The organism is Pelovirga terrestris (genome assembly GCF_014773365.1).
Lineage (GTDB): Bacteria > Desulfobacterota > Desulfuromonadia > Desulfuromonadales > Geopsychrobacteraceae > Pelovirga > Pelovirga terrestris.
Genome location: NZ_JACWUN010000012.1, coordinates 21,399 through 42,827 on the forward strand (window position 1 = coordinate 21,399; position 21,429 = coordinate 42,827).

The 21,429-nt window shown below is 55.4% G+C and carries 19 protein-coding genes; 16 read left to right on the forward strand and 3 right to left on the reverse strand.

Features of this window, described 5'->3' with window-relative positions:
- The first annotated feature begins 421 nt into the window (after positions 1-421).
- From ICT70_RS10805 to ICT70_RS10815, 3 genes are all read left to right on the forward strand, one after another.
- On the forward strand, positions 422-2,935 hold the full coding sequence (locus ICT70_RS10805; protein ID WP_337906850.1) for a TIGR03960 family B12-binding radical SAM protein: 2,514 nt from the start codon (positions 422-424) through the stop codon (positions 2,933-2,935).
- 65 nt (positions 2,936-3,000) lie between these two features.
- Positions 3,001-4,506 (forward strand): Rne/Rng family ribonuclease, encoded by a 1,506-nt coding sequence (locus ICT70_RS10810; RefSeq protein WP_191156467.1) that lies wholly within the window; start codon positions 3,001-3,003, stop codon positions 4,504-4,506.
- 152 nt (positions 4,507-4,658) lie between these two features.
- Complete coding sequence (locus tag ICT70_RS10815; RefSeq protein WP_191156469.1) at positions 4,659-5,606, forward strand: helix-turn-helix domain-containing protein; 948 nt, start codon at positions 4,659-4,661, stop codon at positions 5,604-5,606.
- A 21-nt stretch (positions 5,607-5,627) separates the two neighbouring features.
- Here ICT70_RS10815 and ICT70_RS10820 read toward each other — a convergent pair whose 3' ends face one another.
- The gene (locus ICT70_RS10820) at positions 5,628-6,968 is read right to left on the reverse strand and encodes a M99 family carboxypeptidase catalytic domain-containing protein (protein ID WP_191156471.1); all 1,341 of its coding nucleotides are present in this window, start codon (positions 6,966-6,968) and stop codon (positions 5,628-5,630) included.
- A gap of 134 nt (positions 6,969-7,102) precedes the next feature.
- A complete protein-coding gene (locus tag ICT70_RS10825) occupies positions 7,103-8,845 on the reverse strand; it encodes an SLC13 family permease (RefSeq protein ID WP_191156479.1) in 1,743 nt (580 codons plus the stop codon).
- Positions 8,846-9,403: 558 nt separating this feature from the next.
- On the opposite strand from ICT70_RS10825, the gene rplU reads away from it, so the two are divergent.
- The 13 genes from rplU to ICT70_RS10890 all read left to right on the forward strand — a co-directional run bounded on the left by rplU (position 9,404) and on the right by ICT70_RS10890 (position 20,741).
- Complete coding sequence (gene rplU, locus ICT70_RS10830; RefSeq protein ID WP_191156623.1) at positions 9,404-9,712, forward strand: 50S ribosomal protein L21; 309 nt, start codon at positions 9,404-9,406, stop codon at positions 9,710-9,712.
- Positions 9,713-9,724: 12 nt separating this feature from the next.
- Positions 9,725-9,979 (forward strand): 50S ribosomal protein L27, encoded by a 255-nt coding sequence (gene rpmA, locus ICT70_RS10835; RefSeq protein ID WP_191156482.1) that lies wholly within the window; start codon positions 9,725-9,727, stop codon positions 9,977-9,979.
- A gap of 100 nt (positions 9,980-10,079) precedes the next feature.
- On the forward strand, positions 10,080-11,111 hold the full coding sequence (gene obgE / locus ICT70_RS10840) for a GTPase ObgE (RefSeq protein WP_191156484.1): 1,032 nt from the start codon (positions 10,080-10,082) through the stop codon (positions 11,109-11,111).
- Positions 11,112-11,185: 74 nt separating this feature from the next.
- Complete coding sequence (gene proB / locus ICT70_RS10845; RefSeq protein ID WP_191156486.1) at positions 11,186-12,331, forward strand: glutamate 5-kinase; 1,146 nt, start codon at positions 11,186-11,188, stop codon at positions 12,329-12,331.
- Positions 12,328-13,584 (forward strand): glutamate-5-semialdehyde dehydrogenase, encoded by a 1,257-nt coding sequence (locus ICT70_RS10850; RefSeq protein WP_191156488.1) that lies wholly within the window; start codon positions 12,328-12,330, stop codon positions 13,582-13,584. The genes proB and ICT70_RS10850 overlap by 4 nt, the downstream gene beginning before the upstream one ends.
- Before the next feature lie 2 nt (positions 13,585-13,586).
- Positions 13,587-14,225, forward strand: coding sequence for a nicotinate-nucleotide adenylyltransferase (gene nadD / locus ICT70_RS10855; protein ID WP_191156490.1), 639 nt, complete (start codon positions 13,587-13,589; stop codon positions 14,223-14,225).
- A gap of 20 nt (positions 14,226-14,245) precedes the next feature.
- A complete protein-coding gene (rsfS, locus tag ICT70_RS10860) occupies positions 14,246-14,599 on the forward strand; it encodes a ribosome silencing factor (protein ID WP_191156500.1) in 354 nt (117 codons plus the stop codon).
- Between the two features lie 2 nt (positions 14,600-14,601).
- A complete protein-coding gene (rlmH, locus tag ICT70_RS10865) occupies positions 14,602-15,072 on the forward strand; it encodes a 23S rRNA (pseudouridine(1915)-N(3))-methyltransferase RlmH (protein WP_191156502.1) in 471 nt (156 codons plus the stop codon).
- A gap of 48 nt (positions 15,073-15,120) precedes the next feature.
- Positions 15,121-15,477 carry a TraR/DksA C4-type zinc finger protein gene (locus ICT70_RS15185; protein ID WP_191156504.1) on the forward strand — a complete coding sequence of 119 codons (357 nt, stop codon included), beginning with the start codon at positions 15,121-15,123 and terminating at the stop codon, positions 15,475-15,477.
- A 45-nt stretch (positions 15,478-15,522) separates the two neighbouring features.
- Positions 15,523-16,896 carry a tetratricopeptide repeat protein gene (locus ICT70_RS10875; protein WP_191156506.1) on the forward strand — a complete coding sequence of 458 codons (1,374 nt, stop codon included), beginning with the start codon at positions 15,523-15,525 and terminating at the stop codon, positions 16,894-16,896.
- Positions 16,893-18,422 carry a 2,3-bisphosphoglycerate-independent phosphoglycerate mutase gene (gene gpmI, locus ICT70_RS10880; protein WP_191156507.1) on the forward strand — a complete coding sequence of 510 codons (1,530 nt, stop codon included), beginning with the start codon at positions 16,893-16,895 and terminating at the stop codon, positions 18,420-18,422. The genes ICT70_RS10875 and gpmI overlap by 4 nt, the downstream gene beginning before the upstream one ends.
- 65 nt (positions 18,423-18,487) lie before the next feature.
- Complete coding sequence (locus tag ICT70_RS10885; protein ID WP_191156510.1) at positions 18,488-19,207, forward strand: ComF family protein; 720 nt, start codon at positions 18,488-18,490, stop codon at positions 19,205-19,207.
- 109 nt (positions 19,208-19,316) lie between these two features.
- Positions 19,317-20,741, forward strand: a complete 1,425-nt coding sequence (locus tag ICT70_RS10890) for a PAS domain-containing sensor histidine kinase (protein ID WP_191156512.1) — start codon at positions 19,317-19,319, stop codon at positions 20,739-20,741.
- Between the two features lie 93 nt (positions 20,742-20,834).
- Here ICT70_RS10890 and ICT70_RS10895 read toward each other — a convergent pair whose 3' ends face one another.
- Entirely contained in the window at positions 20,835-21,389 is a 555-nt protein-coding gene (locus tag ICT70_RS10895) for a ferritin-like domain-containing protein (RefSeq protein WP_224746986.1), read from the reverse strand.
- Positions 21,390-21,429 lie beyond the last annotated feature (40 nt).

Sequence of the window (21,429 nt, forward strand, 5' to 3'; positions counted from 1 at the left end):
ACCCTTCACTCGCACGATGATTCGGGCTCATCAAACATTGACCACAAAGGCACAGAGGCACTGGGACGTTCATAAAAAAACCAGTGTTCTCAGTTCTCCCCGTGTCTCTGTGTCTCCAGTGAGCGAAGCGAGCGGGTGGTGACATAATTTAGAATCTGTTCAGCACCGGGCCTTTGAATCCTATGTCAAGGGACACTTTTCGTCATCCATGACCGCTATCCGGAAGAGCAGCTGCGTGAGCAGTGTTATAGTGAGAATCTGTGGGCGGCGAAATAAGCGTTATTTCACACAAAAAGCCTGTAGCCAGGTGACCGTTGTGTGGTAACCTGACCAACTTTGTCAGAAGGTACTTTGTATCTATTCAGCACCGGATCCAAAGGCCCGGTGCTGAATAGATACCTTTTTTATTTAGGTGGATGATGTGAAGAATGATCAAACAGCCGCGCTGACCGAAGTCAGTCGCCCCTCCCGCTATACCGGGGGCGAGTTGGGAAGTATATGTAAGCCCGACGAACAGGTTGACGTGCGCATGGCGCTGGCGTTCCCCGATGTCTACGATGTCGGCATGAGCCATATCGGTTTTCCGATCCTTTATACTATCCTTAATCAGCTTGAGGGGGTTGCCGCCGAGCGGGTGTTTTCCCCCTGGACCGACATGGAATCCTGGCTGCGTGAACAGGATCAGCCCCTCTGCTCCCTGGAATCCCAACGGCCACTGGCACAGTTTGACATCATCGGTTTTACCCTGCAGTACGAGCTCAGTTATACCAACCTGCTGACCATACTCGACCTGGCCGGTGTGCCGCGTCGCCGCGAGCAGCGAGGTGAGGACGCCCCGCTGGTGGTGGTGGGCGGGCCCTGTGCTTTTAACCCGGAACCGCTGGCCGATTTTTTCGATGTGGCGCTGATCGGTGACGGAGAAGAAGCGGTGGTTGAGCTGGTCGAACTGGTCCGTAACCGTCGGCATTCCGGCTGGTCAAAAACGCGTCTTTTAAGTGAACTGGCGCGCCTCGAAGGATTTTATGTTCCTGCCTTTTATCAGGTTGATTACTTAAAAGACGGGCGGGTGAGCTCCATCGTTCCGATCACTGATGAGTTTCCGTCGCGGGTGCGTCGCCGTTTTCTTGCTGATCTTGATAACGCGGTGTTTCCGACCAACCCCATCGTTCCTTTTCTGCAGACGGTGCACAACCGTGTGGCGGTGGAAATAGCCCGTGGCTGCACCCGTGGCTGCCGTTTCTGTCAGGCCGGTTATATCTATCGCCCGGTGCGCGAGCGTGAACCGGAGACCATCCGTCGGTTGATCAATGAATCCCTCGACCAGTCGGGCTTTGAGGAAGTTTCCCTGTTGTCCCTGTCCACCGGTGATTACAGTTGCATTGAGCCCTTGCTGCAGCGCCTGATGCGCGAGCATGCCGGGGAACAGGTGGCGGTCTCTTTGCCCAGTTTGCGGGTCGGTACCCTGACCCCGGAGCTGATGGATGAGATTAAAAAAGTCCGCAAAACCGGCTTCACCCTGGCCCCCGAGGCCGGCAGTGAGCGCTTGCGTCAGGTCATCAATAAAGGGATCCGGGAAGAGGATTTGCTGACCGCCACCGCCCAGGCCTACCAGGCCGGTTGGCGCTTGATCAAACTCTATTTTATGCAGGGGTTGCCGACGGAAACCGATGCCGACCTTGAAGCGATTATCGCTCTGGCGGCGGCGGTTAAACGAAGCGGCAAGGGCACCGGCGGCAATGATGTCAATGTGGCGGTATCAACCTTTGTCCCCAAGCCTCATACCCCGTTTCAGTGGGAGGCGCAGATCGGCCTTGATGAGACCCGCCGCCGCCAGTCGTTGCTGCGGGATGGGTTGCGGCAGAAAAAACTGCGCTTTAAGTATCATGAAGCGGAGCTGTCTTTCCTCGAAGGGGTCTTTGCCCGGGGTGATCGGCGCCTGGGCCGGGTGATTGAGGTCGCGACCGATCTGGGCTGCCGTTTTGATGGCTGGCGCGAACATTTCAACTTTGGCCGTTGGCAGCAGGCCTTTGCCACCTGTCAGCTGGAGCCGGAGTGGTATCTGCGTCGGCGTGATGAGGATGAAGTGCTGCCCTGGGACCATATCGACTGTGGACTGCCCAAGGATTTCTTCAGTGCCGAGCGACGTAAGGCGCTGGAGTTGGCACCAACCCTTGATTGCCGCGATGGTGATTGTCACGCTTGCGGGGTCTGCGACTTTGAGCAACTGCGCATGCGTTTTGCGCGTGGCGCGGCGCTTGAGTCGGCTGCTGCGAGGGTCGAGGTTGCCACCCCCCGGGAGGAACCGGAGCGTTTTACCCGGGTTCGCTTGACCTTGAGCAAGCTGGGGAGGGCGCGCATGATCGGGCATCTGGAATATCTCAAGATGTTTCAGCGGGCGCTGCGCCGGGCCCGCTTGCCGCTGCGTTTTTCGCAAGGATTTCACCCGACCCCGAAGGTTTCTTACCTGGAAGCACTACCCCTTGGGGTTGCCAGCCAGGCCGAGCTGATTGATCTGGAACTGTTCTACCCTGTCCCGATTGACCAGATTGTGAGTGATATCAATGTTCAGCTTCCCGAAGGGTTCAGAATTATTGATGGTGCTGTTATCCCCTGGAAGGCGCCGTCACCCTCGGCGGCGGTGGCTTCCAGTCGTTATCTGGTGCCGTTGCCGGAGCGCCCACCGGAGGACCTTGAACAGCGGATCAACAACCTGCTGGCAGCGTCACAGCAACTGGTGACGCGGATGAAAAAAGGTGAACCCCTTGCGGTAGATGTGCGGGAGTCACTGGTCGCCATCGCCCTGACCCCGGAGGGGCTGGAGATTGAGTTGACCAAAGGTGGGCCGCTGCTCGTTGCGGCTTGGTTGCTCGACCTGGAGGTGGAGCAGGTGCGCCGCCTGGGAGTGGTGAAAACGGGGAATAAGCTGAGAGACTGAAATACTGAATTCAGAATATAGAATATAGAATATAGAATATAGAATACTACAAGTCAGGAGCGAGTATGACCAAGGAGCTGGTAATCAATACCACCTCCCACGAAACCCGGGTCGCATTGTTGGAAGGGGGGCATATTGCCGAACTTTATATCGAGCGGGAGCGGGAACGGGGGATGGTGGGAAATATCTACAAAGGGCGGGTGATCCGGGTATTGCCGGGGATGCAGGCGGCCTTTGTCGATATCGGGCTGGAGAAGGCGGCATTTTTGTATGTTGCCGATGTTTTCGATGAAATTGAGCAGGTTGAACGCCACATCGATGGGGATGAGATGGTTGCCGGACAGAGTGACGGGGAAACCTCTTCGCCACTGCCCCCTATTGAGGATCTGCTCAAAGAAGGGCAGGAGCTGCTGGTGCAGGTGTCGAAAGAGCCGATCGGCACCAAAGGCGCCCGTATTACCTCCCATGTGTCCCTGCCCGGGCGGCATCTGGTGTATATGCCGACGGTGGATCATATCGGAATTTCGCGCCGGATTGAGTGTGAAGCCGAGCGTGAGCGCCTGCGCAAGGTGGTTGAAGAGATGCGTGAGCCGGGGACCGGCTTTATTGTCCGGACCGTGTCGGAGGGCAAAAGTGCCGATGATCTGCGTCAGGACATGGAGTTTCTGGTCGGCCTGTGGAAGAACATCAGTCGCGGGGTTGACAGTGTCAGTGCGCCGGAACTGATCCACTCGGATCTGGATGTCACCAGCAAGGTATTGCGTGATATCCTCACCGAAGAGGTACAGCGTATCGTGGTTGACGACCTCGATGAGTACAACAAGATTCTTCGTTTTCTGCGTACTTTCATGCCGCGCATCAACTATCGTGTTGATCTGTACGAAGCAGAAGAGCCGATCTTTGATGCCTACGGACTGGAAGTTGAGATTTCACGCGCCTTGGGGCGCAAGGTCTGGCTGAAAAGTGGCGGCTCGATTATCATTGAACAGACGGAAGCGTTAACCGCCATCGATGTCAATACCGGCCGCTATGTCGGCAAGCACAATCTTGAAGATACCATCCTTAAAACCAATCTCGAGGCGTTAAAAGAGATCGCTTTTCAGCTGCGTCTGCGCAACATTGGCGGCCTGATCATTATCGATTTTATCGATATGGAAAAAGAGGCCCACCGCGAGAAGGTGCATGCGGCGCTGGAAGAGGCGCTAAAAGGGGATAAAAACAAAACCAACATCCTGAAGATTTCGGAACTGGGGCTGGTAGAGATGACCCGCAAGCGGGTGCGTGAGAGTATTGGTCGCACCCTCTGTGAGCCCTGCCCTTATTGTGAGGGAAAGGGGTATGTCAAGGGGAAGCTGACCATTATTTATGAAATTCTGCGGGAACTGCATCGTGAGCTTGCTGATCTGCCGACCGGCCCGGTGACCCTGCTTGCTCATCCACGCATCGCCGGCCTGCTGGTGGATGAGGAGCGCAGCGGTATTGATGTGCTTGAAAAGCGCTTCAAGCGCTCGGTCCAGATCAATCCCCACCCGGAGTTTCATATTGAGCAGTATGAGATTCAGCTGGGTTGATGCTGTTGTTGTGGCGATTAAATATTGAAACGTAGGGGCAGGGTCACCCTGCCCTGGGAGCGAAAACCGCGCCCCTACACCACCGCATAATTCCGCTATTTGTACACCGGCTTTGATTTAAACGAGACATTCCCTTTTTGACAACAGGGTTGATGATGGCACGTAAACCGCGACTGCATTTTCCCGGCGCTATCTACCATGTGAGCCTGCGCGCCAATGGTGCTCAGCAGGTCTGTACCGATGTCGCTGATTACACCCGGTTGTTGCTGCTGATACAGGAGGGGATAGAAAAGTTCGGCCACCGGGTTCACGCCTACGTGCTGCTGCCGACGGAAGTTCGGCTGGTGGTGGAGGTTGATGACGTGCCCCTGGCGCGGATAATGCAGCAGCTGGGATTTCGCTACACCCGTTGGTTTAATGATCGTCATCAGCAGCAGGGGCATCTGTTTCAGGGGCGCTACAAGGCGATTTTGATCGATCCGGAGCGCTATCTGCTGTCTTTGGTGCGTGATCTGCATCTGGCGGCGGTGACCGGCGCGGTTGATAGTGATCCGATGGGTTATCCGTGGAGCAGCCATCGTGCCTATTGTGGCCGGGAGCAGGTGCTGTGGCTGACCCGGACCCTGGTATTCTCTCACTTTGAAGAAACCGGCATCCGCGCCCTGATGCGTTTTCATGCCTATGTCAATGAGGGTCTGGTTGAACCGGCAGGGTTGAGTTTTTATTGCGGTGGGGACTATGATCCGCGGATCCTGGGAGATAAAGATTATGCCCGCAGTGCCCTCAAGCTGGCACGCCAGATCTGCCCTCCGGAGGTTGAGCCGGAACGGTTGCTGGCACTGGTGCTGAGGGATTTTGGTCTGACCGAAGCAGAGCTGGCGGCGGCCGGCAAGAACCGTCAATGCGCGCAGGCACGGGCCTTTTTAGGCTGGCTGTGTCTGGAAACGGCCGGTATGACCCTGACCGCTCTGGGTCAGCGGCTGGGCCGCGACGTCTCCTCATTAAGTTCGGCGATCCGCCGTTTGCAACTGGCAGCAAAAACAGATACACAGCTGCTCGAGCGTTATCAATACTTGTATGAAAAATCCCTGAAGCCATAGCCCTGCACAGCACTCTATCGTTCAGCTTTCTTCCTCCTCCATCAGTTCTTCATCTGCTTCTCTGAAGTCGAGCAGGATCATGCCGCTGAACATACTGCCGCGATAAATTTCGAGCCGCAATAAGCGACCGCTGCGATCAACCGAGCCCTTGTCCCCTTCAATCGGGGTCGCCAGATCGGGCCACTCTTCCCCATGTCCGGCCAGGGTGAACCGATAATCGGGCAGGGGTTCAATCCGGACGTGGGAACTGATCGGCAAAATGGTGCCCGGGATGACCTCCAGCTGGTTGCCGTCGATGATCATGGGGATCTTTGTGAGATCGGCGGCAATCTCTATCGGGCGCGGGTGGAGCAGGGCCAGACGGTTGTTGCCGTAGTGGATGCGATAGCCCTCCCCTTCGGGCTGCAGGGAAATCAGCGGATTGACCACGCTGATGCTGGTCTGGGGATTGACGGGCAGAGGAAAGTCATAGAGGTTGCGGTTCATCTGGTTCAGATCAAGGTGGATGCGTCCCTGCGCCAACGTCATTTGAGCATCTTCGCGGATAACCCGGGCAACGGCCTGGGGGGTCAGTTCAAAATCCCGGCTGAAGGTGATACCGAGCTGGTTCATCAAGGCTTCGAGGGCCAGCAGGTGATAGTAGGTGCGGAGACTTACCGGGTGGGTTTTGCTGGCTTCAAAGGAGAGGGCCGGCTTGCCGTGGCGCAGGGCAAACCAGCTTAAGGACTGACGGGTTGCAGCGTCATGCTCCAGGGTGGCAGTACGCATATTCTTGATTTCAAAAAGGTCGTCGGCGCCAAGGACCTGGGGTTCAATGTGGGCGGCAACAGCCGCAGCCAGCCGCTGCAGCTCGCCGAAACGGGTGCCGGGCAGGCGTTCCTGGTCGATCACAACCGACTGTCCCCAGCTGTCAGGATTCTTCAGTCGGCTGATCCGTTCGGGGTGGTAGAAACCACTGCCGTCATGGAGGTTGACGAGTAAGTCGACCTGCTGATCCAGCACCATCTCCTTGATTCTGGCGATGCTGTCATAAAGGGGATCGCTGCGCTCGATGTGGGCAAACTTCAGATTCATCTCGCCGCGCTCGCGCAGCAGGATAGCCCGGGGGTGAAGATCAGGGACAACCCACAGCTGGCCGGATGTGATCTGATAGCGGGTGATCAGGGTTGCCGCCGCATGGATACCACCGGGCTCATCGCCATCGATGCCGGCGGTGACCAGCAGGGTCGGCCCGGGGGCAACCCCGGAGTTGCGGACAAAGGAAAAATCTGCCGAAGCCGGTGCCGTGCAGATAAGGATGAGCATGAGGGCGCACAGCAGGTGGTGCATATCGGCTGCGACAGGTGAAGTTAACGGGCGCATGGACGATTCCTTCGTAAGTAAGCGGGGAACGAAGGTCTATCCTAGAGAAGGGAGCGGGTCCCTGTAAAGATGATTTATCATCACCCGGAGAGATCGACAGGTGCTCGACCTCTCCGGGCTGTTGGCTTGCTGCCTTAAGGCGTTATTGCAGCCCAGGCCGGGATGACATTGATGGTAATGTCAAAAATCGGAATGGCGAGCAGATAGGTGAACACAACCGCAATAATAATGCTGAGGATATTCAAACCAAAACCGCTTTTGGCCATCTGCGGAATGGTGACATAGCCGGAACCGAACACAATGGCATTCGGTGGTGTCGCAACCGGTAGCATAAAGGCGCAACTTGCAGCGACCGCGGCCGGAATCAGCAACAGCATCGGGTTCTGTCCCAGTCCGATGGCAATGGCAGCGAGGATCGGCATGACCATGGCTGCTGTTGCCGTGTTGGACGTCAGTTCGGTGAGAAAAATAATCAACGCGGTCACCGCGATAACCAGCACCAGAACCGGTGCATTTTCCAGCAAGGTTACCTGCTGACCGATCCATTCCGCCAGTTTGGTGACCTTAAAGCCCTCCGCCAACGCGAGACCGCCACCAAAAAGCACCAGAACCCCCCAGGGCATTTTGCTCGCCCAATGCCAGTCCATGACAAAGATATTTTTCTTTAAATTGATGGGGATCAGAAACAGAACCAGAGCGCCGGTCATGGCGATGGCCGCATCGGTGATCATGGCCGGATCGGGAAACAGAAAACCAAGTTGTTTGCGAAAAATCCAGGAGAGCGCGGTCAACCCAAAAACCAGCGCTGTCCAGCGTTCCCCGGCATTCATGCTGCCCATTTTGCGCAATTCTTCGGTGATCAGATCGCGACCGCCGGGAACTTTTTTCAATTTCATCGGATTGGCAACCCGGGTCAGCCACAACCAGCACAGCGGCAGCATGATAACAACCAGGGGGACGCCAAAGCTCATCCAGGTGGCAAAAGTGATTTCATAGCCGTAGGTCTTGTTCAGATAACCGGCCAGAACCGTATTCGGGGGGGTGCCGATCAGGGTCGCGACGCCGCCGATAGATGCAGCATAGGCGATACCGAGCATCAGGTTGAGGCCAAAGTTAAAGTTGCCTTGGGAAAAATCGATGGTTTTGTCGAGCCCCTCTTTTTTTCCCTCGTCGATCACATGGGCAATGATCGCCAGGCCGATCGGCATCATCATGACGGTGGTGGCGGTATTGGAAACAAAAGCCGAGAGGGCGGCGGTGGCGACCATGAAACCGAAGATCAGTCGGGGTGGTGAAAAGCCGACGACCTTAACGATATTCATGGCAATCCGTCGATGCAGGTTCCAGCGCTGCATCGCCAGAGCGATGATAAATCCACCCATAAACAGATAGATGAGATGGCTGGCGTAAGGGGCGGTGGCCTTGCCCGTCGCCATAATCCCCATCAGCGGAAACAAAGCGATCGGTAACAAACTGGTGGCGGGTATCGGCAATGATTCACACATCCACCAGGTGGCCATCAAAAAAGCGATTGCGGCCATTTTCTGGGCGGTTGGTTCCATCCCCGCCGGGGTTGGAATAATCAACATCAGCGCAAACAACAATGGTCCCAGCCAAAGGCCGATCATCTGGCGGCGGTTGTATTCACGGGGGTCCCCTTCTTCAATCCCCCCCGGTCCCGATTTAAGCCGAGAAGAATGCTCAGCCGGGGCTTCTTCCAGCTCATCAGCAAGGTCAGCATCGCGCTCCAGTTGGTTCTTGCTGAACAGCAGATGTTCTTTAGTCAGGCGCCTGGCCATCGCTTTCGGACTGAAAACAAACAGGGATTTGGTTTCATCGTGCATTCGCCAGAGGCGATCCCATACAGGTGCGATCATTGATTGAACTCCTTTGTGGCAGGTTAAGGGCGCGAAAAAGCGCTCAGATAAAATTTGAAAAGCCATCCACCTTCAGCAAAAGCGGCGCCAACGCTGTCAGTAGAACAATAGATTAGTTTGAATCTGGAGCTAAATGACTGATATTGAATAAGTTAAAAAATAATGGGAACGGCTATGCCGGTGGCTGGATAACGCTGTTAGGCACCAGTGATCATAGCTGCCCCGAGGTGGATTTGCGCAATATATGGCTAAATTTAGCCATAAGTGGTTGGCGCCGAGTGTGCAGGGTAAAGTTAAAACGTTAGTTGAAAAATGGACCAGGTATCTGATCAGCATAAGGGCCGAAGGTCCGGTGGTGATTTCGACAGCTTGGGGGCTGAGCCTTTGGTAGGTGGCGATACCTGTGAAAAAAAGTTGTAGATTCGTAATCAGCTGCGCGCGGGGAAGTTTTTGCCGGCAAATTTCTTGACAGGGTCCTGGTGTATGGTTATAGTCCTGCGTTGCGGCGCAATTCCTGCGTTTGCAGTATGAAGACTTTTCAAGAGGAGAATGTCAACAATGTATGCGGTGATCAAGACCGGAGGAAAACAGTACAAAGTTTCCGAAGGCGACCTGTTCAAGGTCGAAATGATCGATGGCGCGGTGGGTGATACCATCGAGCTCGATCAAGTCCTCATGGTCGGTGGCGCAGAGGTTAAACTCGGAACACCTCTCGTACCAGGTGCCAAGGTTAAGGCACAGATCGTTGCCCAGGAAAAAGACAAGAAGATTCTGGTCTTTAAATCCAAGCGACGTGGAGGTAATCGTAAGAAATACGGCCACCGTCAACCCATTACCCGGCTTAAAGTCGCGGCGATTGAAGCTTAAGGAGGCGATCTCATGGCTCATAAGAAAGCTGCCGGTAGTTCGAGAAACGGCCGGGACAGTGCAGGTAAAAGGCTCGGTGTCAAGCGCTTTGGCGGCCAGCAGGTAAGCGCCGGTTCAATCCTGGTGCGTCAGCGTGGTACCACCTTCCACCCCGGCAACAATGTCGGTTGTGGTAAAGACTATACCCTGTTTGCTCTTGTTGACGGGGTGGTGACGTTTGAAACAAAAGCCAAAGGACGGAAACAGATCAGCGTTTACGCGGCCTGATCCTTTTGCGTGATCACTGGTTCTGAAAAACCCGGTACTGCCTGTCAGTTGCCGGGTTTTTCAGTTTGAGCACAGGTCTTCGGGTGCGGGTTAAGGCGATATGAAGTTTGTTGATCAGGTAAAAATTGACGTCAAGGCCGGCGATGGCGGACGCGGTTGTCTGTCGTTCCGGCGCGAGAAGTTTATCCCCAGAGGTGGCCCTGATGGCGGCGATGGCGGTCGTGGTGGCGACGTGGTATTTATTGTCGACAGTGGCCTTTCGACCCTGCTTGATTACCGCTATATGCGTCATTACCGGGCGCAGAACGGCGCGCCGGGGATGGGAAAAAACATGCACGGCAAGAGTGGTGAACGGCTGGAGCTGAGGGTGCCGCCGGGAACCCTGATCTACGATGACGCCAGCGGAGAAATCCTGGCTGATTTGACCGATGAAAATACCGAATTGCTGCTGCTTAAGGGTGGCCAGGGGGGGCGTGGTAATGCCCGTTTTGCCACCAGCACGAATCGTGCCCCGCGACATGCCCAGCCGGGCATCGCCGGCGAGGAAAAAACCCTGCGGCTGGAACTGAAACTCCTTGCTGATGTTGGCCTGGTCGGTCTGCCCAATGCCGGCAAGTCGACCCTGATTTCAGCCATTTCTGCCGCCCGCCCGAAGATTGCCGATTATCCATTTACCACCCTGATTCCCAATCTGGGGGTTGTGCGTTATGGTGGTTACAAGACACTGGTAGTGGCCGATATCCCCGGCCTGATCGCCGGCGCCAGTCAGGGGCAGGGGCTGGGTACCCGCTTTTTGCGCCACGTTGAGCGCACCGATCTGTTTCTGCATCTGGTTGATCTGTCCTGTATGCAAAGTGGGGATGCCTTCGATAATTTCCAGATGATCAATAACGAGTTGCGCCGGCATGATGAATCCCTGGCCTTAAAGCCGCAGCTGGTGGTGTTGACCAAGATCGATGTGCCCGAGGTGCGTGAGGGGATCGATGAATACCGGCAGCATTTTGAAGCCCTGGGCTATCCGGTGCTGGCCATTTCGGCGGTGACTGGTGAGGGAGTCAAGGAGCTGGTTCATGCCCTTGGCCGCGAACTGGAGCGACTGCGCCGCGGCGCAGAGGATGAAGAGGATGAGTGATTCTGATCCTTCACTGCTTGTTGCGGGTAGATCTTTTCAAGTAACTCTGATGAATTGATATAGAATTAAACCTTATGCGAAATGCTTTGTTTGCCCATGTAAAGCGGGTTGTCATCAAGATTGGCAGTGGCGTTATTTCTAATGCCGCCGGTCTTGAGAATGATCGGGTGGCGTCTATCTCCGAGGATATCTGCCGGTTGCTCAAATGTGGTCTCGAGGTCGTGGTGGTCTCATCCGGGGCGGTAGCCGCCGGCAAGGGGTCTCTCGGGATTGTTGGGCGACCGCAGACGATCCCGCAGAAACAGGCGGCAGCGGCCATTGGCCAGACCCGGATCATGCGCGAGTATCGCGAAACCTTTCAGGCTCACGATTATAATGTTGCCCAGGTGCTGCTGACCCGCGACGATCTCTCGAATCGCCGCCGTTATTTAAATGCCCGCAATACCGTCATGACCCTGCTGGAGTATGGGGTCACCCCGATCGTTAATGAAAACGATACGGTGGTGGTGGAGGAAATCCGCTTTGGAGATAACGACAACCTCTCCGCCCTGGTTGCCAGTCTGGTCGAGGCCGATCTGCTGGTAATCCTCTCTGACGTTGACGGTTTTTACGATCGTGATCCCTCGGCCGATCCGCTGGCGCGGCTGATTCCGCTGGTTGAGCGGGTGACTCCGGAGATCGAAGCCATGGGTGGCGACTCCCACGGGGTGCTTGGTACCGGCGGCATGAGGAGTAAGCTCAAGGCGGCCAAGCGGGCGGCATTAAGCGGTATCGGCACCCTGATCGTCAACGGTCGCACCCCTCATATTGTTACCCGGGTTTTTGCCTGCGAAGAGGTTGGTACTTACGTGTTGCCGGCCCAGTGCAAGTTGACGGCAAAAAAACACTGGATCGCTTTTTCCAAAAAGCCGCGGGGCAAGCTGCTGATCGATGCCGGCGGCAAGCGTGCTGTTCTCTATCGTGGCAAGAGCCTGTTGCCGTCGGGCATCATTGGTGTTGATGGTGGTTTTGAGCGCGGTGATGCGGTGCGCCTGTGTGACCAGGAGGGTAAGGAGTTTGCCCGTGGCATTACCAGTTATTCGTTGGCTGAAATCTTGCGGATTATGGGGAAGCAGTGTTCCCAGATCGAACAGGTTCTCGGCTATAAGTATCGTGATGAGGTGATCTGTCGCGATGATCTGGTGGTGACGGCAGATCAGGAAGAGGAGGATAGACAATGACAATTGCAGAGCAGATGCGTACTCTGGCGGTGGCGGCACGGCAAGCTTCACGGCGCATGGCGACCCTGTCGACCAGCACAAAAAATCAGTTACTGGTGACCATGGCAACAAGCCTGGAAACTCATCAGCAGTGGCTTCAGCAGGAAAACAACAAGGATCTGGAGCGCGCCGGACAAACCGGCATGGCGGCTGCCATGGTTGATCGTTTAACCTTGACCAGTGAGCGCATTGTTGCCATGGCCGACGGTTTGCGCGAAGTTGCCGCCCTGCCTGATCCGGTTGGCGAAATTACCGGCATGTGGCTGCGACCCAATGGGATTCAGGTCGGTCGCCAGCGGATTCCGCTGGGGGTGATCGGAATCATCTATGAATCGCGCCCTAACGTCACTGCCGATGCCGCCGGACTCTGTCTGAAAAGCGGTAACGCAGTTATTCTGCGCGGCGGCTCCGAAGCCCTGGCGTCCAACCAGGCGATCGGCAAGTTGCTGCAGCAATGTCTGGCTGAACAGGGGCTGCCTGAGGCCGCCTTGCAGGTGGTGACGACCAGTGACCGCAACGCCGTGACCGCATTGCTCACGCTCGAAGAACAGATTGATCTGATTATCCCGCGTGGCGGGGAGGGGTTGATTCGTTTTGTTGCTGAACATTCACGGATTCCAGTGATTAAACACTATAAAGGGGTCTGCCACGTCTATGTTGATGGTGAGGCGGACCTGACCATGGCCGAAGAGATCTGTCTTAACGCCAAGGTCCAACGTCCGGGGGTGTGTAACGCCATGGAGACCCTGCTGGTGCATCGGGACAGTGCGGCGGTTTTCGTCCCGCAGATTGTCGCGGCCATGCGTCAGGCCGGGGTTGAGGTGCGTGGTTGTGACAAAGCCCGACAGCTGGTTGCCGATCTGGTTCCGGCGACGGAGGAAGACTGGTACGCAGAGTATCTTGATCTGATCCTGGCGTTGCGGGTAGTGGACGACTTTGATCAGGCCCGTGACCATATCGAAGCCTACGGTTCGTTGCATACCGAAGTGATCGTCACCACCAATTATCAACGTTCCCGGCAGTTTTTGCGTGAAATCAATTCCAGCGTGGTGATGGTCAATGCCTCCTCGCGCTTTTCCGACGGTAATCAATTGGGGCTGGGGGCGGAGATCGGTATTTCCACCACCAAGCTTCACTCCTTCGGGCCGATGGGACTTGAGGATCTGACGACGCGTAAATTCGTGGTGTTGGGTCAGGGACAGGTGCGCCCATAACCATGCGTATCGGTCTGCTCGGGGGCACCTTTAACCCTATCCACAACGGTCACCTGCACATCGCCCAGGAGGTGCGCAAGAGCTGTCAGCTTGATCAGGTCTGGTTCCTGCCGACCTGGCAGCCTCCCCACAAGGAGGTTGCGGCAGATGTTTCCTTCGCCCAGCGGCTGGCCATGGTTGAGGCGGCGCTGGCCGATCAGCCTGATTTCGTTGTTTGCGACCTGGAAGGACAGCGCAAAGGGACCAGCTTTTCGGTGGAAACCCTGTTGCAGCTGCGGCGGGAATATCCGCACCATGAGTTTTTCTTTATCATGGGACTCGACTCCTTTCGCGAAATCAGCCTGTGGCACCGTTACCAGGAATTATTCGAACTGGCGCATATTGTTGTGACGGCCCGACCGGGCTTTGCCGGTACCCTTCAGGAGATGCTCCCGGTTGCTATCGCCGATCGCTTCTGCTATGATTCCCAATCCAAAAAGCTGCGGTTTGACAAGGGTTTTTCCCTCATTCTGGTTGACCATACCAGTTATGACATATCCTCTACCCGGATCCGTCAATGGGTTGCGCAGCAGCGCAGCATTGATGGGGTCGTACCGCCGGCCGTGAGCTCTTATATTGCCACTCACCAACTCTATATTTAGCTGATAAAAAGGGAAAGAATTTGCAAGCCAGAGAAATAGCATTTGCTGCTGTCGACTACGCCCGCGACAAAAAAGGGGACAACCTGATTCTGCTCGACCTGCGTGGTCGCTCCACCCTGACCGATTATCTGTTGCTGGTTTCCGGTCGCTCCGATCGTCAAGTCCTGGCCATCGCTGAAAACATTCATACTGAATTCAAGCGTCAGCATCAGCTCTACCCCCTGTCAATTGAGGGGATGGACAAGGGACGCTGGGTTCTGCTTGATTATGGCGATGTGACAATCCACGTATTTCAACAACCGATCCGTGAGTTTTATGATCTCGAAGGGTTGTGGAGCGAGGCTCCGGAAGTTGACCTGGAGCAGGATGTCTGACCGTGAAATTGCGCCTGATCTGTGTCGGCAAGCTTAATGCCTGGCAGCGTGCCGCCGCCGCCGATTACAGTGAACGTCTGCAACATTATCTCGGTTTTGAATTGGTCGAACTCAAGGAGGAAAAAGGAGGGCGCAAAGATTCGCCGGCGGTATTGCTCAAACGGGAAGGGGAGCGCATCCTGGCCAGGGTGGGGAGCACAGAACAGGTTGTGGTGCTGGATGAGGGGGGACGCCAGTTCGACTCTGAAGGCTTAGCGGCGTTACTGGAAGCAGCGATGCTGCACGCAGGCCGGGACTGGTGCCTGATTATCGGTGGGGCTTGCGGGATTGACCCGGAGGTGCGCAAACGTGCTGATCTATGCCTGTCCCTTTCAAAAATGACCTTTACCCATCAGATGGCGCGTATTTTTTTGTTGGAACAACTGTACCGTAGCGTTACCATCATTCGACATGAGCCTTATCATAATCCCTGACCACATCAGCTTGATCCTGAACTGGACAGGGCAGCATAGAGGAACAAGGTGCAAAGTAAAGAAAATCTGGAAAAAATAAAGCAGGAATTACTCCGCTTACGCAAAGAAATTATCGACAGTGCGCGCAAGGCCCGGGCCGAATCTCTGACCCTGGGTAATGACGGGGTTGCCGATATTGGTGATATGTCGGCGAACAGTTATTCTCAGGATGTGTTGATGAGCCTCAGCCAGACCCAGTTGGGGCGCATCCGCGATATTGATGCCGCCCTGGAGCGGATTGAACAGGGGGCCTATGGTATCTGTATCGCCTGTGAAGAGGAAATTGCCCCACGCCGGCTTGAGGTTCGCCCTTTTTCCCGTTACTGTATTGACTGCAAAGAAGAATTTGAAAAGTTTGGTGAATAATTTGACCCTGTTGCCGATGGTAGCTGGTCCAGCCAGGAGATGGTCATGATTCTAGTCGCTTTTTTTGTGCTGCTGTTTATTGTCTTTGCTTTGGGTTTTCTCTACTTCTGGGGGATCAATCCTGGTGATATCACCGTTTATCTGACCAGTGACACCAGCTATACCGTGCCGGGCGCCATTATGCTGATGGCGGTTCTGCTGATCGGTTTGCTGATCGGTAATCTGGTCCATATTGCCAGCGCTTTTCTTCTGTCATTCAAGGGGTGGAAGAAAGGGCGTGATCTGCGTAGAGGTGAAGAGATCAGTACTATCTATCGCAGTGGCGTAGGCCGTTTGTTGTCCGGCGACCTGAAAAAGGCGCGGACTCTGCTCAAAAAGGCGCTGGATCGTGATCCACGGCGGGTTGACAGTCATCTGGCCCTGGCCAGTGTTGCCCTGCAGGAAGGCAATACCCAGGAAGGGATCGACCTGTTACAGAAAGCCCGCAAGCTCGACCCGAAGGGGATTGAGGTGCTGTTCAAGCTGGCGACCACCTACGAGGATCAGGAGCAGCACCCTGAAGCCATGGCGATCTACAAGGAGCTGTTGGCGAGCGATGCCGACAATCGCAAGGCCATGCGGGCCCTGCGCGACATCATGAGCAAGCTCGGTCAGTGGGATGACGCTCTGGGACTGCAAAAACGCATTCTCAAAGCGACGTCCGCCGGTCCCAAGGTTGAGTTGGAAAAGCAGACCATGTTGCAATTACGTTATGAAGTGGCACGTCAGGCCCTGGAACAGGGGGAACTCGACCAGGCGATTGATACCTGTCGCGATATCATCAAGCAGGATGCCGCCTGTACCCCGGCGCGGGTCACCCTTGGCGATGCCTACCGGCAAGCCGACCGGATTGCTGACGCTGTCAAGGTCTATCAGGAAGGATATCGCGCCCTGCAGAAAAGTGTCTTTCTGGCGCGCCTTGAAGATCTCTATATCAATGCCGAAGATCCTGCCGCGCTGCTGGCTTTTTATCGCAGTCAGATGGAGCGGGATCCGCAGGATCTGCTCCTCAAGCTTTACCTCGGACGTTTGTGCCTGCGTCTGGAAATGGTCGATGAGGCGATGCAGCATCTGACCGATGTGGAGGCCACCGGCATCGATTTTACCAAGCTCCATCTGCTTCTGGCGGAAGGTCAGCGGCGGCGTAATCGTATCGATGAGGCCATAACGGAATACCAGAAAGCCTTGAAAATCGACAGTCATTTGTTGCTCGGCTTTGTCTGCGATGCCTGCGGTGCCTTCTTCAGCGAATGGCATAGTCGTTGTCCGCAGTGTAAAAGCTGGGATACCCTGATTCTGCCTGAACGCAAGCAAATTCAAGAGGCGCGCATTGCCGATTATCCGCAGATGATCCCCCATGGGGCCCGGGAGGCGGTATGACACCAACGCTGGTCGCTCTGGTTATTCTCGATGGTTGGGGAAAGAATGACAGCTGTGTCGGTAATGCTGTCTGTCAAGCGCGCACCCCGGTGATGGATCGTTTGGTGGCGCAGTGGCCTCATGCTCACTTAAGCGCTTCCGGGCGGGATGTCGGGTTGCCGGACGGGCAGATGGGTAACTCCGAGGTCGGCCACCTGAATATCGGGGCCGGTCGTATTGTCTATCAGGATCTGACCCGCATCAGTCTGGCGATTGAGGACGGCAGTTTTTTTAGCAACCCGGCCTTGTCAGCCGTCTGCGCCCAGACCGCACATTCAGGTAAAAAGCTTCACTTGCTGGGTCTGGTGTCGGATGGCGGGGTTCATTCCCACATCAGCCATATTGATGCCCTGGTGAACATGGCAGGGCAGGCCGGTGTCACCCAGATCTGTATCCACGCTTTCATGGATGGGCGTGATACCCCGCCGTCGAGTGGACGGGGTTTTCTGGCGGATCTTGAACAACGTCTACAACAGCTGGGAGCCGGTAGAATTGCTACGGTGACCGGACGTTATTGGGCCATGGATCGTGACAATCGCTGGGATCGGGTTGAGCGCGCTTACCGGGCCATGGTGGAAGGTGTCGGCACCCAGGTAGACAGCGCCGAGGCTGCCATGGAGCAGGCCTATGCGGCAGGGCAGACCGATGAATTTGTTGAACCCTGTATTATTGGTGCTCCGGCAACCATCGATGATGGTGACGGGGTGATCTTTTTTAACTTTCGAGCGGACCGCGCCCGGGAGATTACCCGCGCCCTGACCTCTGTCAACTTCGATAGTTTTGAACGCCGCAAGGTGCCGCAACTCGCCAGTTATGTTTGCCTTACCGAGTATGACGAGACCTTCAATCTGCCGGTTGCGTTTGCCACCGAAAGTTATCCCGCTATCCTGGCCGATGTGCTTGCCAACGCCGGTTTGAGGCAGTTGCGCATTGCCGAAACGGAAAAATATGCCCATGTCACCTTTTTCTTCAATGGTGGCGTTGAGCGCGCCTGGCCCGGGGAGGACCGGGTGCTGATTCCCTCCCCCCAAGAGGTGGCAACCTACGACCAGAAACCGTCGATGAGCGCGTTCGAATTGACGGATGAGATGCTCAAACGGGTGGCGACCGGCAATTATCAGTTTATTGTGCTGAACTTTGCTAACTGTGACATGGTTGGCCACACCGGGGTTCTGTCTGCAGCGATTGAGGCCGTTGAAACGGTCGATACCTGTCTCGGCCGGGTTGTCGATGCCGTTACCGCCGCCGGTGGAGCCTTACTGATTACTGCCGATCACGGCAATTGTGAGCAGATGACAGACGCCGGCGGCCAATCTCATACCGCTCACACCAGCAATCGGGTGCCGTTGGTTCTGGTTGACCCGCAACGTCCCAAACAGCCTTTAGCTGACGGGATTCTCGCCGATCTGGCTCCGACCGTAATCGAGTTGCTGGGGTTAGAGCAGCCACCTGCGATGACTGGTCGATCTCTGCTGGTTGATGCATAGGATAAATTTGTCTGATTCCCCGCAGCTTGTAGCGGGGAAGAACATTGCAGGAGCTGGAGGGGGGGATGAAGCTCACTGTTTGTTGGAACTGGCTGGGCCACCTGCTGCCGCCCGCCTGTTCACTGTGTGGCGGCGCTTTTTCGCACCTGGCGGAAGAGCCTTTTTGCCCTGGCTGTATGGCAACCATCATCTGTTTGCCGCAGGCCCGGTGTTCGTGCTGCGCCCTTCCCTTTGCTTCTTCCTCTGCTTTATCTCCTCATCTTTGTGGCCGTTGTGTTCAGCAACTACCAGCCTATGCCGTCACCTATGCTGCAGCCCTTTATCAGGGGCCGTTACGTAGCGTCATCGGTCGTTTCAAGTTTCAGCAGCATCCCAACCTGGATCGCCCCCTTGCCGGATTGCTGCTGAAGTATCTGCCGGCGCAACTGGATGTTGATCTGCTCGTTCCGGTTCCCCTGCACCCTTTTCGTCTGCGCGAACGCACCTACAATCAGGCGTTGCTGTTAGCCCGTGAGCTTGGTCGCGTGCGCCGCCTGCCGACGGCACATGATGTGCTGGGCAAGTGCCGCAGCACTAGCCCGCAGCAGAGTCTGTCGGCAGCGCAGCGGCGCGTCAATCTGCGTGGAGCTTTTGTTCTGAACCGGGATGTCAGAGGAAAAAAAATTCTTCTGGTTGATGATGTCATGACGACCGGAGTGACTGTCGATTTGTGCAGTCAAGTGCTGCTTGCCGGAGGGGCCGCTCGGGTTGATGTAGCGGTTGTGGCGCGGGCTCCGTTGGGATAGAGCAGGAACCCTGAAAATTTGAAAAAGATTTATGGTGTTGGCGATCAATTCAGAAGTGATATAGTGACAAGGCTGAGCAAATAATCATCTAACCTTTTCGGGCTGCCTGATGACCTCAGAACTCTATCGCCTCATCGCACACTATCCCCTGGAAAAACTCCTGCAGTTTGTTCCGGCCGGGGTCTTTGTTGTCACCCCGGATCAGAAGATTGTCTACTGGAGTGAAGAAGCGGAACGGATCACCGGCTATAGCGCGGCTGACGTGATCGGTCGTTCCTGCCTGGAATTCCATGGAGATTCCTGCTGCCATGACTGTGCCCTGTTTGACCAGGCAGTAAGCAAGCCGCTCCTGGAAAAAAAATGCGTCTTAATCAGTAAACAAGGCCGTCGATTGATAATAAGTAAAAATGCTGACCTGCTGCGTGTCGCAGACGGGACCGTGATCGGTGGTATCGAGGCGTTTGTCGATCGCACCGGGCTTAAGGAGTTGGAGATTGAACGTGATTCCTTGCGTTCGGTGCTCAACGGCATGACGGATCCGATTTATATTTGTGACCGTAATTATCGACTGCTTTTTTTCAACCGGGCGATGGACAGGCTGATCGGCAAAATGACCGATCGACCCTGTTATGAGGTATTGTATGGCCGTGCTGATGTCTGCCCCGACTGTCCCATGGCGGAGGTGTTTGACGGGGAGCTGTGCCGACAGGAAACCCACCTGATTGGAACCGGACGCACCTACGAGGTGCTTCATTCCGCCTGTCATTTCCATCAGCAGCCCCAGTGCAAGCTCGGGGTCTGTCGCGATATTACCGAGCGCCTGGCCATCAGACAGCGCCTGCAGCAGGTAAATCGCGAGCTCGATGCTTTTGTTTCCATGGTTTCCCACGACTTGCGTTCCCCCCTGACGCCTTTGATCGGCTACGCTGATTTGCTGCACGAACGTTACAGTTCGGTGCTCGACGATCTCGGTCGCGAGTCGGTCAGTGAGATTCGCTCGACCGCAGAAGGGATGAAGGACCTGCTCGAAGATCTGTTGTGCCTGGCACGCGTTGGTCAGGTACCGGTTCCGGCCGAACCGATTGCTACCCTTCGAGTCGTGGCCGATGTGGTTGCTGAACTCGGCGAATTTATTCAGCGCCGCCAGGCCCGCATCGACATCGGCTGTTTGCCGGATGTGCTGATTCCGGAAACGTTTCTTGCCGATCTTTTTCGTAACCTGATTACCAACGCATTGAAATACGGAGTGGGTAACGAGGATTCGCGGATTGAAATCTTCGGGCATGTCGTTGGGAGTCGGGTTGAACTGCTGGTGCGTGATCATGGTGCGGGGGTGACAGCATCAGAACGAGAGAAAATTTTTGAGCCTTTTGCTCGTGGCGAGGTTGCACATAAATGCAGCGGAACCGGTATCGGTCTGGCGACTGTGGCGAAAATTGCCCGGGTCTATCATGGGCGGGTCTGGGTTGAGGAAACCTCCGGTGGTGGGGCAACCTTCGTGGTTGAGCTGCCGAACCCGCAGTCGGAATGTTGAGCTAACAGGTTTGTGTTTCATCCAAATAAAAAGACCGCTGCTTTAACTGCAGCGGTCTTTTTGCATCAAGCGGCTTGAGGCAGGGTGCCGGCACTACTCGCGCACGAAGGTGTCGATGTCGGTTTCGTGAACCATCCCCATCAGTCGGGCATATTCTGACTCGATAATAATATAGTGGTTTTCAGTGGATTTGGCATTTTCTTCAAAGATCGAGCGAACAGCAGGATCTTCGATTTTAGCTGCCATGGCGCGCAGGCTTTCAGCAAGGCGCTTTTCCTTGTCCATGGCCAGTTCCATTGCCTTGCGGTCATCAAACTTCTGCAGCAGGGCCTTGTCGAGATCGGACAGCCACTCACTGTTTTTCTCAGGCGGGGCGGCGATAAACTCATCGAAGGGGGGGAGCATGTCGCTGCAGTTGGTGCATTTGTCAAAGAAGTGCTTGGCGTGCTCACGCTCTTCTCTGGCCAGTAGTTCGAAGGTGGCGATGGCATCCTTGTCCTTCATCTGCTTGGCGGCAATCTGGTAGAAGTTCATGGCGTTTTTTTCCGTCTTGACCGAACTGACCAAGGCGCTTTTGACTTCGGCTTCGTTAAGCATGGGTAGCTCCTCCTGTGTAATGAACTGAATAAAATACCAGTTAGTTTCCATCCGGACTTTCCAGATGGATATAAATACAGTTTGCGTCCTA

Excerpts from the sequence above, each read along its gene's own strand:
- ICT70_RS10885 (WP_191156510.1), top strand. The coding sequence starts at position 18,488 with ATGAAGCTCACTGTTTGTTGGAACTGGCTGGGCCACCTGCTGCCGCCC.
- rplU (WP_191156623.1), top strand. The coding sequence starts at position 9,404 with ATGTATGCGGTGATCAAGACCGGAGGAAAACAGTACAAAGTTTCCGAA.
- obgE (WP_191156484.1), top strand. The coding sequence starts at position 10,080 with ATGAAGTTTGTTGATCAGGTAAAAATTGACGTCAAGGCCGGCGATGGC.
- gpmI (WP_191156507.1), top strand. The coding sequence starts at position 16,893 with ATGACACCAACGCTGGTCGCTCTGGTTATTCTCGATGGTTGGGGAAAG.
- ICT70_RS10890 (WP_191156512.1), top strand. The coding sequence starts at position 19,317 with ATGACCTCAGAACTCTATCGCCTCATCGCACACTATCCCCTGGAAAAA.
- ICT70_RS10820 (WP_191156471.1), bottom strand. The coding sequence starts at position 6,968 with ATGCGCCCGTTAACTTCACCTGTCGCAGCCGATATGCACCACCTGCTG.
- proB (WP_191156486.1), top strand. The coding sequence starts at position 11,186 with ATGCGAAATGCTTTGTTTGCCCATGTAAAGCGGGTTGTCATCAAGATT.
- ICT70_RS10825 (WP_191156479.1), bottom strand. The coding sequence starts at position 8,845 with ATGATCGCACCTGTATGGGATCGCCTCTGGCGAATGCACGATGAAACC.
- ICT70_RS10875 (WP_191156506.1), top strand. The coding sequence starts at position 15,523 with ATGATTCTAGTCGCTTTTTTTGTGCTGCTGTTTATTGTCTTTGCTTTG.
- rpmA (WP_191156482.1), top strand. The coding sequence starts at position 9,725 with ATGGCTCATAAGAAAGCTGCCGGTAGTTCGAGAAACGGCCGGGACAGT.
- ICT70_RS10895 (WP_224746986.1), bottom strand. The coding sequence starts at position 21,389 with ATGGAAACTAACTGGTATTTTATTCAGTTCATTACACAGGAGGAGCTA.
- nadD (WP_191156490.1), top strand. The coding sequence starts at position 13,587 with ATGCGTATCGGTCTGCTCGGGGGCACCTTTAACCCTATCCACAACGGT.
- ICT70_RS10810 (WP_191156467.1), top strand. The coding sequence starts at position 3,001 with ATGACCAAGGAGCTGGTAATCAATACCACCTCCCACGAAACCCGGGTC.
- ICT70_RS10815 (WP_191156469.1), top strand. The coding sequence starts at position 4,659 with ATGATGGCACGTAAACCGCGACTGCATTTTCCCGGCGCTATCTACCAT.
- ICT70_RS10850 (WP_191156488.1), top strand. The coding sequence starts at position 12,328 with ATGACAATTGCAGAGCAGATGCGTACTCTGGCGGTGGCGGCACGGCAA.